Annotated in this window: 11 protein-coding genes and 1 pseudogene; 10 read left to right on the top strand and 2 right to left on the bottom strand. The window is 39.3% G+C overall.

Features of this window, described 5'->3' with window-relative positions:
- Nucleotides 1-171: 171 nt before the first annotated feature.
- Nucleotides 172-1,446: a leucine-rich repeat domain-containing protein gene (locus DB41_RS10975; protein ID WP_052244105.1), complete on the top strand. Its 1,275-nt coding sequence runs from the start codon at nucleotides 172-174 to the stop codon at nucleotides 1,444-1,446.
- Nucleotides 1,447-2,407: 961 nt separating this feature from the next.
- On the opposite strand, the gene DB41_RS09680 is transcribed toward DB41_RS10975, so the two are convergent.
- Together DB41_RS09680 and DB41_RS11775 are read right to left on the bottom strand one after the other, a co-directional pair.
- Nucleotides 2,408-2,761 (bottom strand): hypothetical protein, encoded by a 354-nt coding sequence (locus DB41_RS09680; protein WP_155117662.1) that lies wholly within the window; start codon nucleotides 2,759-2,761, stop codon nucleotides 2,408-2,410.
- A 39-nt stretch (nucleotides 2,762-2,800) separates the two neighbouring features.
- Nucleotides 2,801-2,977, bottom strand: coding sequence for a hypothetical protein (locus tag DB41_RS11775; protein WP_155117661.1), 177 nt, complete (start codon nucleotides 2,975-2,977; stop codon nucleotides 2,801-2,803).
- 373 nt (nucleotides 2,978-3,350) lie between these two features.
- Here DB41_RS11775 and DB41_RS09675 point away from each other — a divergent pair, with 373 nt between their 5' ends.
- The 9 genes and pseudogenes from DB41_RS09675 (at nucleotide 3,351) to DB41_RS12590 (ending at nucleotide 14,147) form a co-directional block, all read left to right on the top strand.
- Complete coding sequence (locus DB41_RS09675) at nucleotides 3,351-4,535, top strand: MFS transporter (RefSeq protein WP_080502507.1); 1,185 nt, start codon at nucleotides 3,351-3,353, stop codon at nucleotides 4,533-4,535.
- Between the two features lie 25 nt (nucleotides 4,536-4,560).
- Nucleotides 4,561-7,125 (top strand): toxin-antitoxin system YwqK family antitoxin, encoded by a 2,565-nt coding sequence (locus tag DB41_RS09670; RefSeq protein WP_039386723.1) that lies wholly within the window; start codon nucleotides 4,561-4,563, stop codon nucleotides 7,123-7,125.
- A 495-nt stretch (nucleotides 7,126-7,620) separates the two neighbouring features.
- A complete protein-coding gene (sufB, locus tag DB41_RS09665) occupies nucleotides 7,621-9,060 on the top strand; it encodes a Fe-S cluster assembly protein SufB (protein ID WP_039386721.1) in 1,440 nt (479 codons plus the stop codon).
- A gap of 6 nt (nucleotides 9,061-9,066) precedes the next feature.
- Nucleotides 9,067-9,852 carry a Fe-S cluster assembly ATPase SufC gene (gene sufC / locus DB41_RS09660; RefSeq protein ID WP_039386719.1) on the top strand — a complete coding sequence of 262 codons (786 nt, stop codon included), beginning with the start codon at nucleotides 9,067-9,069 and terminating at the stop codon, nucleotides 9,850-9,852.
- On the top strand, nucleotides 9,849-11,195 hold the full coding sequence (sufD, locus tag DB41_RS09655) for a Fe-S cluster assembly protein SufD (RefSeq protein WP_039386717.1): 1,347 nt from the start codon (nucleotides 9,849-9,851) through the stop codon (nucleotides 11,193-11,195). Before sufC ends, sufD begins: the two co-directional genes overlap by 4 nt.
- The gene (locus tag DB41_RS09650; RefSeq protein WP_039386716.1) at nucleotides 11,176-12,414 is read left to right on the top strand and encodes a cysteine desulfurase; all 1,239 of its coding nucleotides are present in this window, start codon (nucleotides 11,176-11,178) and stop codon (nucleotides 12,412-12,414) included. The genes sufD and DB41_RS09650 overlap by 20 nt, the downstream gene beginning before the upstream one ends.
- Entirely contained in the window at nucleotides 12,399-13,346 is a 948-nt protein-coding gene (locus DB41_RS09645; protein ID WP_039386713.1) for an L-threonylcarbamoyladenylate synthase, read from the top strand. The genes DB41_RS09650 and DB41_RS09645 overlap by 16 nt, the downstream gene beginning before the upstream one ends.
- Before the next feature lie 195 nt (nucleotides 13,347-13,541).
- Nucleotides 13,542-13,805 (top strand): annotated as a pseudogene (locus DB41_RS12595) (leucine-rich repeat domain-containing protein); the annotation flags it as partial.
- 33 nt (nucleotides 13,806-13,838) lie between these two features.
- Nucleotides 13,839-14,147, top strand: coding sequence for a leucine-rich repeat domain-containing protein (locus DB41_RS12590; RefSeq protein ID WP_052354543.1), 309 nt, complete (start codon nucleotides 13,839-13,841; stop codon nucleotides 14,145-14,147).
- Nucleotides 14,148-14,894 lie beyond the last annotated feature (747 nt).

Genomic DNA, 14,894 nt, shown 5'->3' with positions numbered 1-14,894 from the left:
AGAAGGTCTCCCCCCCTTCCTTGAATCTATCTGAAATAAAAGCTCTCATAGACCAGCTGTGAGTTGTTTTTCCATTAATAAGGATACGAATTCAGTTGACTTGCTTTTTTAATTTTTATATTGTTCTAAAAATAAAAATGCTGGAAAGTTATCCCTAACCAAGGAAATAAAATGCATCCTATCTCATCGACATCTATTGAAAGCTTGCCCAATGAATTGCTACTCCCTATCTTAGAGGCTTGCGCAGTTCCTTCCTTATTTAGCGTCTGTAAAAGATGGCATCATCTGCTATCTTCTGAAGCGATGCCTTCTCTTTATAAAAAAATAGCACAGCTTCATTTCCCCAAGAAGAATGCCACTACCCAGCGAACTCTTTTGTTAGCTAAGATTTATCAACTCAATCCTGGACTTACCTCTACCGAAAAAGTTTATCAAGTTTTTAAACAAGTTTTTACCTTAGCTAAATCTATTTCTCCTTTAGAATTCAAATGGAAAACAGAGGAAAAAAGAGGCTTAACGCTGGCTAATTACTCTTCCTATCTTGTAAATATTAATCGCCTTTTACTTTGGAAAAAACTTCCTGGCAGGGAAGAATACTTGAACCGAGAAGAAATTAAGCACTTGTCTCTAGAAAAAAAAGGAGAGCTTCTTAGAGATTGGATTGAAGAAAATTGTAAAAACATCACGACTTTAGATTTATCTAGATTAAGCTTGACTTATTTACCCCCAGAAATAGGCCAGCTATCTCAGCTGCAAACGCTTGACTTAAGAGAAAACCAGCTCACCGCTCTGCCTACAGAAATCGGGCAGCTGTCTAAGCTGCAAAGGCTTGAATTAAATCAAAACCAGCTCACCGCTCTGCCTACAGAAATAAGCCAATTGTCTCAGCTGCAATATCTTTACTTAAATCAAAATCAACTCACCAGTCTGCCTGCAGAAATCGGTCAATTGTCTCAGCTGCGATGGCTTGATTCAAGCCAAAACCAGCTCACCAGCTTTCCTGTAGAAATCGGGCAGCTGTCTCAACTAAGAGTGCTTAAATTAGACCAGAACCAGCTCACCGCTCTGCCTGCAGAAATCGGGCAGCTGTCTAAGCTACAATGGCTTCAATTAAACCAAAACCAGCTCACCAGTCTGCCTGAAGAAATCGGGCAACTGTCTCAGCTGATAAGGCTTTACTTAAGCCAAAACCAGCTCGCCGCTCTGCCTGCAGAAATCGGGCAGCTGTCTAAGCTGCGATACCTCTACTTAAATCAAAACCAGCTCACCGCTCTGCCTGCAGAAATCGGGCAGCTGTCTCAGCTGCAAACGCTTGATTTAAGAGAAAACCAGCTCACCGCACTGCCTGCAGAAATAGGGCGGCTGTCTCAGCTTACCGAGCTTGAACTAGCGGAAAATCCTTTGAAAGATATCGCCGAAAAAATAAGGCAGCGTTTTCAATTGTAGAATGGTCGTAAGTACTTTTTAAATTGGGATGGGCTAAAATGAAATAACAAACTTTTAGCCATCTTATCTTTAAAGAAGCAATCCGCTTTTCTTCCGGCAACTAAGAAGGTGTCCCGAAACCTATTCTCTCCTTAACACAATCCTAGACATTGAGGTATAAATCATAGTTTGTGAAGTTGTAGGTAAGTATTCATAATCCTACGAAGGTTCCTATAAAGAATGTTATCCTACAGGAGTACTTAGAAGTAACTATTTCTATAAAAATGGGCAATTAGATGGAAAACAAGAAGAGCTTCATAAGAATAGCCAGCTCAAGCTTTGTATACCCTCTGCAAACCATCCAATTCTAATGATAGTGCCTTGATAAGTCCTGTTCATAAAGTCGAGCATTATGAAATAGCCTACTATAATCTTATCTGTTTCTTATGAAAACATTATAAACAAAAAGAAATAGTCAATTTAATGGAGCTTTCTTTGGAAGAGGAAAAATGTATGGGAGAAAAACTGCTGGAAATAGCCCGGCATGATATTAAACTGCCAGCCTTCCCCCTTAGTTAATCATCGTTTTGCCTAACCTAGGAATATTTGGGTATAACTGATAGAAAGGACGCATACACATTTAAAAAGCTGTTCGTTTAAATGGGGGATATAAGTCCTCCTCTGCAAAGAAGCTTAAAAACCAAATTTTTTTATTAAAGCCATCTAGGTAACGCTTATAATGCAATTTTCATTATAGCTTATGAAACTCTCATCCAATAAAATTCCTATAGTAAGACCTTTAACCAAATTTCTTGCCAAAGTAAATATCATAAACTTAAACTGGGAAGCCTATTAAGCTAGTCGCTTTTCTAAATATCAGAGATAGGATCTCTAAAAGATCATGTAAACAAATACCTAACTTAAAGTTATAGGAATTACTCTATCCTAATAATGTATATAAGATTCACTAGCTGTCTCTTCGCTATTGATTATTAGATAAGCTATCCGAATCTGGGGGTGGTTGCAAGCTGGCATAATAGTGCGAGAGTATACTTTGCGCTAATTTTTCCGTTGGAACCTCCACTTCTCTTTTATTTTCCCAACAATATCCCTGTTGCTGTAAGCCATGCATAAAATAGAATTGTTCAAAGGTTTTAGTAAATACTTCTTTATTTTCATTGGGGTAAACTCTCCAGCCAACGCGATGTAAATTTTTAAACTCTGAAGAGACGGTAGTACCTGTGATAGTTAATTTTTCTAGCATTTTCTGATCAAGAATATTGACCTCCTTTCGGGGAATCAATTCAGCTACAACTGAATGTGTAAGAGGATGCATAAGACATCTAATCATTTTTTTACCTTGATTTAAAAGTTATTAATTTAAATATTCTTCTTCATAGCGCGTTTGAACATTCTTTATCACCTCGCGTATAGGAGCTTGTTCCTCTAAAGCTGTATTTAACTCTTCTGCCATGATCTTTATCTGCTCAATTTGTTGCTCGAGGTACACCATTTTCTTACATAAGGCATGCATACTCATTTCATGTTTCACTTGAGAGCAATCCTGCTACTTTTGCTTAAAAAGATTCTTCCAAGGGAGAAAGCAAAAATGTTAAGCGAAAAAGAGGGAAATGGGTAAATGCAGCGCCCCTCTCCATAAAGACAGGAAAAGTTAATGACGCTAGTCAAATATGCCTATGTTCGCTCGTTTTTCGGTTAGACATGCTAACTTCTATGAGAATTTTTTCTCTGCGTTTTGTTTAAACTAATTTTTTGTCATAAAAGATATAATAGATAAGTAGGCAGCTACTTCTGGAAGGCTAAAATTAAAGAGGATCCTACAAGGCTTAGTTAGCTTAATATTTCCTTTATTACTTAATTCCAAAACCTTATAATAGCATCTGCTCCTTTTAAAATATTATTTTATGACTTTTTTTATGATCCGCCCGTTAATCTTTATCTGGTTAGCGCACTTTCTCGTAGATTTTATGATAGGGATATGGGCCATGTATAAAACATTGGCTCATTTAGACTTATTTCTTGCTGGTACTATCTCGGCTGCAGGAGCTTTTTTTGGGGAAGGAATGCAAATATTTTTCGGGCCTTTGAGCGACCGAGGATGGCGTAAGCAGCTTATCTGCTTGGGCATCTTATTTACTGCTGCCAATACCTTTTTAGCTTACTCAACAAATTATTGGATACTTCTATTGATTTATTCTATTACGTGTGTAGGATCGGGAGCTTTTCATCCTGCAGCGACTAGCTTAGCTGGGACTTTAACGCCTCATCGCAAAGCAATGATAATTGCTATCTTTGCGTCTGGAGGAGCCTTAGGGCTTGCAAGCAGCCAAATCATCTACACTTACTTTCATTCTGTATTGCATGGTGCCACGGCCATTTTAATCCTACCAGCCATTCTTTTAGTACTTACCTCATTTTATGGCCTGCACGGCATCCAAAGCTTTACCCCTATTCACTCCGCCCATGAAGTTAACCTCAAAGCTCTTTTTAGGATGTTCAAAAATCGCAATCTAAGGCTTTTATATATCGCACAAGTCTGTAATCAAACGCTTTTTTGGGCTACCATTTTTCTTCTGCCCGACACTTTGATATGCAAAGGTTACAACGCTTGGATTTGCCATGGTGGCGGCCATCTTTTTCTCATTTTAGGAGGAGCTGTAATGATGATCCCGGCAGGTTATATATCTGATCGATATTCGCCTAAGAGAGTTATCCTGTGGGCTACAGTGGCTGCTATGATAGCTTTTTATATATTTTTGCTTTATCCTACTTTTGACAATATAACGTTTGTTGCTTTAATTTTTTTATTAGGGGCTTTTTTTGCTACTGTTAATTCAGTATTAATCGCCTTTGGCCATCTTTTAGTCCCTGAAAGTCCAGGCATGGTAAGTGCTTTCTTGATGGGCATGGCGTGGTGTATATCGGAAGGCTTAGGACAAGGCGGAGGAGGTTTAATGACTAGATTTTTTAATGAGCATGCTCCCGTCTATGCTTTAAGCATCCTAGGTATTTTTTTTATTATAGGAATAATGGCTACTTTATGGTTGCCAGATTTAGAAAAAAATGAGATTAAAGGGCAGTTAAATTAAAAAATGTTTTCATTTAAGGTATTTCATGTATTTTTGGCGCCTTAATATATTTCTTGTTATCCTCAGTATCTTTACTAAAGGCTTTAGCGAGGATGAACCCCAACACCAATCTGGTGAGATTCCCATTACAGAAGCTGTAATCACGACTTTAAAAGAGCGTCAACCCAATTGGCGCCTGGAAATTATCGATCATCATCCGGATGGTACGCCTAAAATTATCTTATATTACGAGCCCTCTGGTGAAAGTAAAGAAGGGATTCCGGTCAAAGAAATACGCTTTAGAGAAAATGCTAATCTTGAAAGAGAGGCTGATTTGCTCTATTTAGATAAACGTCCTGTTTATCATGGCCCTCAGCTATTTTTTAATGAAGATGGTTCCATTCAAAAGATTGTTTTCTATGATAAGGGTAAGCTTCACGGGCCCGTCAGAACTTATTTTTCTAATGGCTTAATAGAAAGCGTTCATTATATGAAACAAGATGTTAAGCATGGCCCGTTAGAGATTCGTTATACTAATGGAGAAATAGCAGAAAAAGGCTTTTATAAAATTGATCAACTTAGTGGTCAATATGAAACTTTTTATCCTAATAAAGTAAGAGCTTCTCTTATTCATTATCAACAAGGGCTAAGACACGGACTTACCCAAGAATGGTATGAGGATGGCTCTTTAAAAGCAGAAGTCTATTATCATTTAGGACTGCTTGATAATGGAAGAACTGTTCCTGCCCTCCATCTATATTATCCCAATCGTATGACAAAAGAGTTTCAAGATTTTCTATATGGGCAGCCTAACGGCCAGCATGTAAAATATCATCCTAATGGCAAAGAAAGTTACAGAGCTAGCTATACTTTAGGAAAAAAAGAAGGCTTAGAGCAACTTTTTAATGAGGATGGCCAGCTAATAGGCCAAGGAAAATTTATTCAAGGCACTCCGACAGGGCTGCACTTTCTCAACCATCCTAATGGTAAAGTAGCTAAATCCGCACATTATGATCCCCACGGGTATTTACTTGAGCCCATCTTAGAGTTGGACGATAGTGGCAATAAACTTGCTGAATATAGGCTTATCCCTGGAAATTACGAGGGTTCCTATAAGGAATGGTATCCTACAGGAGTACTTAAAAGTAGCTATTTCTATAAAAACGGACAATTAGATGGAATACAAGAAGAGTTTCATAAAAATAGCCAGCTCAAGCTTCGTATAACCTATGCAAACCATCAAAAAACTGGCTTGCTTGAAGAATGGTTTGAGAATGGCCACCCTTCTCTAAAGGAAAGCTATAAAGAAAATATGAAGGATGGTCCTAGTCAAATATGGTATCCTAATGGAAAGCTCAATATTCAAGCCTGTTATCTTAAAGGGGCCCTGCATGGGACCTATGAAGAATGGTTTCCCAATGGCCAACTTAAAAACCGCACTGGCTATTCTCATGGCCAGCAACAAGGCGAATCCCATCAATGGAATGAAGAAGGCACACTTCTATATGAAGCGTCCTTTGATCAAAACCTCCCTACCCATAAAGTTCAAGAGTGGCATAGTAAAGGTCAACTCAAACGCATCAGCTTCTATCAAAAAGGCAGATTACACGGCAAAGAAGAAACATTTTGGCCTAATGGGCAGAAAGCTAGCCAGCTAAACTACCAGCATGGAAAAATTGAGGGCACTTCCTTCACTTGGTACGAAGATGGCTCGCTTCATCAAGAATACACTTATCAACAAGGTTTGCGAACAGGGCCTGCGCGTGAGCTTTATCCTATGGATGCCATAACGAGTCAACAAAGCCCTTCCCACCTGTTAAATTATCTCGAAGGAAAGATGCATGGGGAACAAAAAAGCTTTTATAAAAATGGCCAGCCTCAAGCCGTATTAACCTATGATCATGGCATCCTTCATGGTCTTAAAGCCTTATGGAATCAAGAGGGCATCCTTATCGAGCAAGGTTATTACCAGCATGGTAATCTAGAAGGCCCTTATCAAGCTCGTAAGCCAAATGGCCTGATAGTGAAGTCTCATTACCAAAATAATCGTTTGGAAGGCCTGCATCAAATTTTTTATCCTTCTCGTGATACTGACCCTCAAGTTAAAGCTTTAGAGGCTCACTATGTGAATGGGCTTCTTGAAGGTGAGCTGGCCGAATATAATGAAGCTGGCAATAAAATCAGCAGTACCTTTTATCATCAAGGCGTTCGTGACGGAATGAGTACCACCTACTACGAGGATGGCAAGACTCACCTTACCTTGTCTTACAAAAACGATGTTTTGCAAGGCCCCCTTCTTGAATACTTTCCCAATGGGAAAATTTGTCGTAAAGAAGATTACATTCAGGGGCAAAGAAATGGAAAAGTTCTATCTTATCATGAAAATGAGCAACTTGCTTCACGCGGCACATACCAAAACGGAAAAAAAGAAGGCCTTTTTCAATATTGGAATAATAGAGGAATGCTCTACTTTGAAGCAGAATATAAAAATGATTTACGTCATGGCAAGTTTAATAAATACGATCAGAGAGGCCATCCAAGAGTTTTGCAAACTTACCAAGATGATAAACTGATAGATAAAAAAAAGCTCGATGAAGAGATCAACAATTAGATGAATCTTTTTGGCATTACTATGTAGGTAAGGTTTATTAACCATTAAACGTTTATGAAAATTATATTTTTCTAACGCTCTCTTCTAGAAAAAGGTCTTACAAACCACCAATCGAATAGCCAAAAAGTTTGGATTTCATAAAGAGGAGATTGTTGAGAGTACTTGAGATTTGAATAGCTGCCCTGGACCTTTAGATTGATAGTGCGGCCCCAAAGATTACACCTTTAAAGCTACATGATAAGGGTATTGGTACTTTAATTAAACCTCTTGAGGAAAAAAAGCTAAAAGAGAACTTCTTACCCCTTTAAAAAACAGCTTAAGAGAAAATATTTTTTAATACTTAATTGTTTGAAAATTAATCATTTAAATGTTATAATGTTTTTTTAATCTATGTAAGAGCGAAGCCTTTGATTAAAGGCTATCTGTCGTCAACTTTTTACTTTTTACATTTGTCTCTACTGTGATATCCTCTTAGCAAGTTATAAGGAGAATTTAATGGCTACACAAGAAGCATTTAGGGGTCAATCCGATTATAAATACGGATTTTCCACTGCGGTTGAAATGGATAGCTTACCTAAAGGGCTCAACGAGATGACTATACGTGCCATCTCGGCAAAAAAAGATGAACCTCAATTTTTGCTAGATTTTCGTCTTAAAGCCTACCGCCTATGGCTTGAATCTACCCCACCCGTCTGGCCTAATGTCCACTATCCTCCTATTGATTTTCAAAATATTTGCTATTACTCTGCTCCTAAGACTAAAGCTAAGTATAATAGCTTAGATGAAGTAGACCCAGAAATTTTACGTACTTTTGAAAGATTAGGGATTCCTTTAGATGAACAAAAGAGATTAACGAATGTCGCGGTCGATATGGTTTTTGATTCCGTTTCGATCGGGACCACTTTTAAGAAAAATTTAGAGGAGGCAGGAGTGGTTCTTTGCTCGATCTCTGAGGCCATTAACCTTTACCCTGATCTTGTAAAAAAATATTTAGGCAGTGTCGTTCCTATTGGTGATAATTTTTATGCTACCTTAAACTCTGCTGTGTTTACTGATGGCTCTTTTGTTTACATTCCTAAAGGCGTTAAGTGCCCCATGGAACTTTCTACCTATTTTCGCATTAACGATAAAGAAAGCGGCCAATTTGAACGCACCCTTATCATTGCCGAAGAAGGCTCATCTGTGAGCTATTTAGAAGGGTGCACAGCGCCTGCTTATGACAATAATCAGCTCCATGCTGCGGTAGTAGAGCTTGTTGCTTTGGATCATGCGGAAATTAAATACTCTACCGTTCAAAACTGGTATGCAGGTAATCCAAAAACTGGAGCAGGTGGAATTTATAATTTTGTAACTAAGCGAGGTCGCTGCGCAGGTATTTCGTCTAAAATTTCATGGACCCAAGTAGAAGTTGGAGCTGCTATTACCTGGAAATACCCTAGCTGCATTCTGCAAGGTGATCATTCCGTAGGGGAATTTTACTCTGTAGCCCTGACTAATCATCATATGCAGGCTGATACAGGAACAAAAATGATTCATCTAGGAAAAAACACCCGTTCAACCATAGTTTCTAAAGGAATTTCAGCCGATACCTCTCACAACAGTTACCGTGGCTTAGTTAAAATTGTGCCCAGAGCCCATGGAGCTCGTAACTATACGCAATGTGACTCCATGTTAGTAGGAGATCAATGCTCCGCTAACACTTTTCCTTATATTGAGGTAGGCAACTCTTCTAGCCAAGTTGAACATGAAGCCTCTACCTCTAAAATGAATGAAGAGCAACTTTTCTATATGAGAAGCCGCGGCCTTTCTCAAGAAGATGCTGTCAATATGATCGTTAACGGCTTTTGTAAAGACGTGATTAAAGAGTTACCTCTTGAGTTTGCTGCAGAGGCTCAAAAATTGCTAACATTAAAACTTGAAAATTCGGTTGGATAATTATTCATGACTCACCTTCCCCAAGCGCTTATAGAAATTAAAAATCTTCATGCCAATGTAGAAAACAAGCCTATTTTAAAAGGATTAAACTTAACTGTGCAAGCCGGTGAAATTCATGCCATCATGGGTCCTAATGGTGCAGGAAAATCTACCCTTGCAAAAATTCTAGCGGGCCATCCGGCTTATGAAATTACTTCGGGAGAGATTTTATTCAAAGGCCAAAATATAGTGGAATTGGCACCAGAAGAGAGAGCTCATGCAGGAATTTTTATGAGCTTTCAGTATCCTTTGGAAATCCCTGGGGTTAGCAATCTGCAGTTCCTATATGCTTCTTATAATTCTGTATTGAAAGCCAAAGGCTCTCCTGAAATGCCTTTAGTAGAGTTTGAGAAATCTCTTGATGAGATTATGAAACGTATGGAAATTAAAACGGAATTTAAAGAACGTAGCCTGAATGAAGGCTTTTCTGGCGGAGAAAAAAAACGCAATGAAATCTTACAAATGGCTGTTTTACAGCCTGCTCTTGCGATCTTAGACGAGACTGACTCAGGGCTTGATATTGATGCCATGCGTATTGTGGCTCGAGGCGTCAATCAACTGATGAATCCTCAGATGGGCCTTATCCTTATCACTCACTATCAACGGCTTCTCGACTATATTAAACCTAACGTTGTCCATGTCATGGTGGAAGGAAAAATAGTGCAATCCGGTGGTCCTGAATTAGCCCACCAGCTAGAAGATAAAGGGTACGATTGGTTAGTGCCAGCTCCTCAAAGCGAGGCTCTACGATGATCACGGAGAACTATACCGATCAACAAGCTTTTCAGCAAATGCTTCAAAAGATGTATACTGAGGCTATTGAAGAAAAAGATCCTACACGAAAGCTTAAAGAAAAAGCCTGGCTGCGTTTTTTAGAAATAGGTTTACCCACACGCCAATCTGAAGTTTTTCAATATCTTCGTTTAAGAAATCTTTATATACAAGCCTTTGAGCCCGCCCACGTTATCCCCTTATCTGCTGATTCTATTGCACCGCACATCTTGCCCGAATGCTCGGGGTCTGTTTTAGTAATGATTAATGGAAATTATTATCCAGAGTTATCTAATTTGTCTGCTCTTCCTAAAAGAATGGTCATTCTACCTTTAAAGGAAGCTTGGCGGACTTATGGAAGCTTTCTAAACAATCAATGGAATAAACTGCTCATAGAAGAAAAGGATCCTTTTGCTATACTTAATGCGGCGCTGCATCGTCAAGGAATCTTTATCTATGCTCCCCCTAAAACTCTGGCAGAGGTCCCTTTGCAGCTATTACATTTTAATAGTCATGAGCCCAACCTTTCTCTATGGACGAACCCGAGAATCCAAGGCTTCATGGGGGCGCACTCCCAGCTGGATTTAATTGCCACCCACGTGGATGGGCCAGGAAAACAATTTTTATCCAATATTTCTATTGAATTGGCAATGGATGAAGAATCTCATCTACGCTACTTCCAAGTTCCTTTTGAAATATTAAATAAGCATTGGTATTTCGAAGCTTTTCGCGCTAGCCTCAAAAAAGGTAGTACCTTCAAATCTATTTTGGCTAGTAAAGGCTCTACTTCTTTAAGGAATGACTACCGAATAGTTCTCGCCGGGGAAAATGCAGAGGCTAGCTTAAATGGCCTTTGGATGCTTTCTGATCAAGCAGAAGCCCACGCAAATATTTTAGTAGAACATCAAGCACCATACTGCCGCTCCATGCAGCTTTTTAAAAGTGTTTTAAACGATGCTAGCCATTCTAGCTTTGAAGGCAAAATTTTAGTACACCAAGCTGCCCAAAAGACCCAAGCTTTTCAGCTGAATAGCAACTTACTGCTTAGTGATAAAGCTAAAGCCGATAGTAAGCCTAATCTTGAAATATTTGCAGATGATGTTAAAGCTTCCCATGGAGCTACCATGGGACAGCTCGATCAGGAACAGCTTTTTTACTTAAGAACACGGGGGTATTCAGAAAAAGCAGCTAAAAATCTTTTAGTCTACGGCTTTTGTAAAGAAATCATTGAGATGATCCCCTACCCTTCTCTTATGAATGCTATTAACAAGCAAGCCTACCGATACCTTATGCAGGAGCCAGGCGATGAAACCAGCTTCTTTTGATGTGGAAAAAATTAGGAAAGACTTTCCTATGCTTGCTAAAACGATGCATGGAAAACCACTTATCTATTTTGACTCTTCCGCTACCGCTCAAAAGCCGCAGTGCATGATTGATTCCATCCAAGATTTTTATCAAAATCATTACAGTACTGTTCATCGAACCATTTACGAATCTTCTCTTTTGGCTACTAAAAAATATCAGGGGGCCCGCGAGAAAGTTCAAAAGCTTCTTAATGCCTCAAAAAGCGAGGAGATTATCTTTACGCGCGGCACCACAGACTCTATCAACTTAGTGGCTTATTCTTTTGGAAAAGCGTTTATCAAACCTGGTGATGAAATTATTTTAACGCAGATTGAACATCATGCCAATATCGTTCCCTGGCAGATGATGTGTGAAGATAGAAAAGCTGTCCTAAGATTTATCCCCCTCGACAGCCAAGGAAATTTAAAACTCGAAGAGTTTGCTAAGCTTTTAAATTCTAAAACTAGGCTAGTCGCTTTAACGCACGTTTCTAATGCCATTGGCACTATCAATCCCGTCCACGAGATGATTCAAATGGCTCATGCCTATGGAAGTAAAGTACTGGTGGATGGCGCGCAAGCTGTTCCACATATGAAAGTAGATGTCCAAGCCTTAAACGCAGATTTTTACGCTTTCTCAGGCCATAAGCTATATGGACCTACCGGAATAGGAATTTTATATGGCAAAGCAGAGCTTCTCAATCAAATGCCACCTTATCAAGGAGGAGGCGATATGATTGATAAGGTCGATTGGGAAGAAACTACCTATAATGTGCTACCTTTAAAGTTTGAAGCAGGCACACCCCTTATCGCGGAAGTGATTGGTTTAGGCACTGCTATTGATTATATCAACACGATCGGCTTTTCTGCTATCCACGCTCATGAGCAGGAGCTCTTAGAGTATGCCATTAAAAAAATGGAAAGCATTCCACAAGTGCGCATCATTGGAAAGCCTAAAGAAAAAGCGGCTATCATCAGCTTTATCGTGGAAGGAGCTCATCCGCTCGATATTGGCACTATGCTGGACTTAAAAGGCGTAGCTATACGCACAGGACATCATTGTGCACAGCCCACCATGCGCCATTTTGGTGTGCCAGCCACAGCTAGAATATCTTTTGGCTTATACAATACTAAAGAAGAAATTGATCACTTCATTATCTATCTGCAAGAGGTTATTGAGCTATTATGCGCATCTCCTTAAAAGAGGCTGCCCACAGGCTGAATACTGGAGAAGTAGTAGGTGTGCCCACAGAAACTGTGTATGGGCTAGCAGCTTCTTTAAATCACCTTCAGGCTATCGAGCATATCTACACCCTTAAAGGACGCCCTTCTAATAATCCTTTAATCATCCATGTGGCTGAACTTAACGAGGTATTATCTTACCAGCAAGGAAACATCAGCGATTTAGAGATCTTAGCACAAGTTTTTTGGCCTGGCCCTATGACAATCGTGCTACCAGTCAAATGTAGATTAATTCCAGCCAAAGCACGTGCCAACTTGCCCACTGCAGCTTTTCGCATTCCTCGGCATCCTTTAGCTTTAGAATTGTTGAAGCAAACAGGACCTCTGGTTATGCCCTCAGCAAACCTTTCAGGCAGCCCCTCCTCTACTCGTATTGAACATGTTGAACATGATTTTGGCAAGGCCTTTCCAGTGTTAGACGGAGGAACCTGCCAAAAGGGCTTAGAATCTACGATCTTAACTTATAGAAATGGCTACTGGCAAATTATACGTCAAGGTGCTTTAACTGCTGAAGATTTTTGCTCTTCTCTAGGATACCTTCCTATGTTTCAGCAACAAAACAGTGAAAAACCTCTTTGCCCAGGAGGCATGTATCGTCACTATGCTCCTCAAGCTAAGTTAAAACTTGTACAGTCTTTTAAAAATATTGTAGAAGGTGTTATTATTGGCTTCAGCGATCGACATTATCCTGCAGGCTGCAAAGTTTTTGCTTTAGGGCCTCTTGCAGAACCTGAGCTAGCCGCCTCTAATCTATATGCCGTTCTCCGGCAACTTGACCAAGAAAAGTACAGGGAAGCCTATGTGGATGTAAATTTTTTAAAAAGGGGAATTTTAGCTACCTTGTCTGAGCGCTTACATCGAGCAAGCGAAAAACCTAGTGAGAAGTATTAAAAAATAGGCTCTCATCTGAAAAGCAGGAGGCAAAAGCCATTTAATATCTTTAATCTTGGGCAATTTTTTCTAAAACTCAACGAATTATCCAAAAACTAAGTAAAATTTAATCTTTTATTCATGGTTGCCTCTAAAGCCAAAAAACCTCCTATCCTTTAACTTTGACAATCATAAAATAAGGCAAATAATCAATTTCATTCTTTTAGCCAAACCAAAATAGGCCAATTGTCTCAGCTGCAAACGCTTGACTTAAGAGAAAACCAACTCACCAGTCTGCCTGCAGAAATCGGGCAGCTGTCTAATCTGCGACATCTTTACTTAAATCAAAACCAACTCACCAGCCTTCCTGCAGAAATTGGACAGTTATCTGAGCTGCAAACGCTTAACTTAAGCCAAAACCAGCTCACCAGTCTGCCTGCAGAAATCGGGCAGCTGTCTCAGCTGCAACAACTCCACTTAAGCAACAACCTGCCTTCCATCATTCCTATAGAGATGAGTCAATTATCGCAGCTGCAAAGCTTTGACTTAAGCATCAACCAGCTAACCATTATCCCTAAAGAGGTAGGGCAGCTATCCAAGCTACAATACCTGGACTTAAGCAAGAACCAACTTACCACCTTTCCTACAGAGATAAGGCAGCTTTCTCAGCTGCAAGAACTTGACTTACACGACAAACAGCTTACTACTCTTCCTGCAGAGATAGGACAGCTATTGCAGCTGCAAGTGCTTGACTTAAAAAATAATCAGCTTATCTTTGTTCCGATAGAGATAGGGGCAGATATCAAAGGAATTAGATCTTGATCTAAAGGGAAATCCATTAAAAAGTATTCCTGAGGATATAAGGTAATGGCTTGGCCTATAACTTGAAAAGTTTGTATCTGAATCACTTAGCTTGTTAAAAGGAAGATAGTGATAAGATTAGAAGATTTTAAAGATATAAAGAACATGTGGCCCCTTATAGGGGCCTAGCAGCTAAAGATAGGTTTTCACTTACAGTAGGGCAAGAGAATTTTGAGCAGATTTGGGTATATTTTCATTGTATGTTTAGAGGCAAAAAGTAGGTAAAATTTTAAAAACGATGCTTAACATTTTTTTTTCATGTCTCATTCTCGTTCACATTTTCTTAACGACTAAAAATTTGTATAAACCTTAAAGAGGTCCTGCGCGGTATAAGAATTAAAACAAGACACCAAAAAGAGCCGTTTTTCTCAAATAAGGCAAAGAATCAATCTCATTCCTTTAGCCACACAAAATTGCCGCATCACTTAATCCCCAAAACCTGTGGCTGCTCCTAAATGCTTGGAAGGTCTCCCCCCCTTTCCTTGAATCTGTCTAAAAGTAAAGCGTGGTAGATCATTTGTGAGTTGCTTTTCATTGATAAGAGCACGAATTCGTTTGACTTGCTTTTTTAATTTTTTATATTGTCTTTAAAAAACACAAATAATAAAAGGTCATCCCTACCCAAGGAAATAAAATGCATCCTATCTCTTCGGCCTCTATTGAAAGCTTGCCCAATGAATTGCTGCTCCCTATCTTAGAGGCTTGCGC

This window comes from Neochlamydia sp. TUME1 (genome assembly GCF_000813645.1).
GTDB lineage: Bacteria > Chlamydiota > Chlamydiia > Chlamydiales > Parachlamydiaceae > Neochlamydia.
The sequence above is the reverse complement of the archived record's forward strand: the minus strand, read 5'-3'. Positions and strand labels throughout refer to the sequence as shown.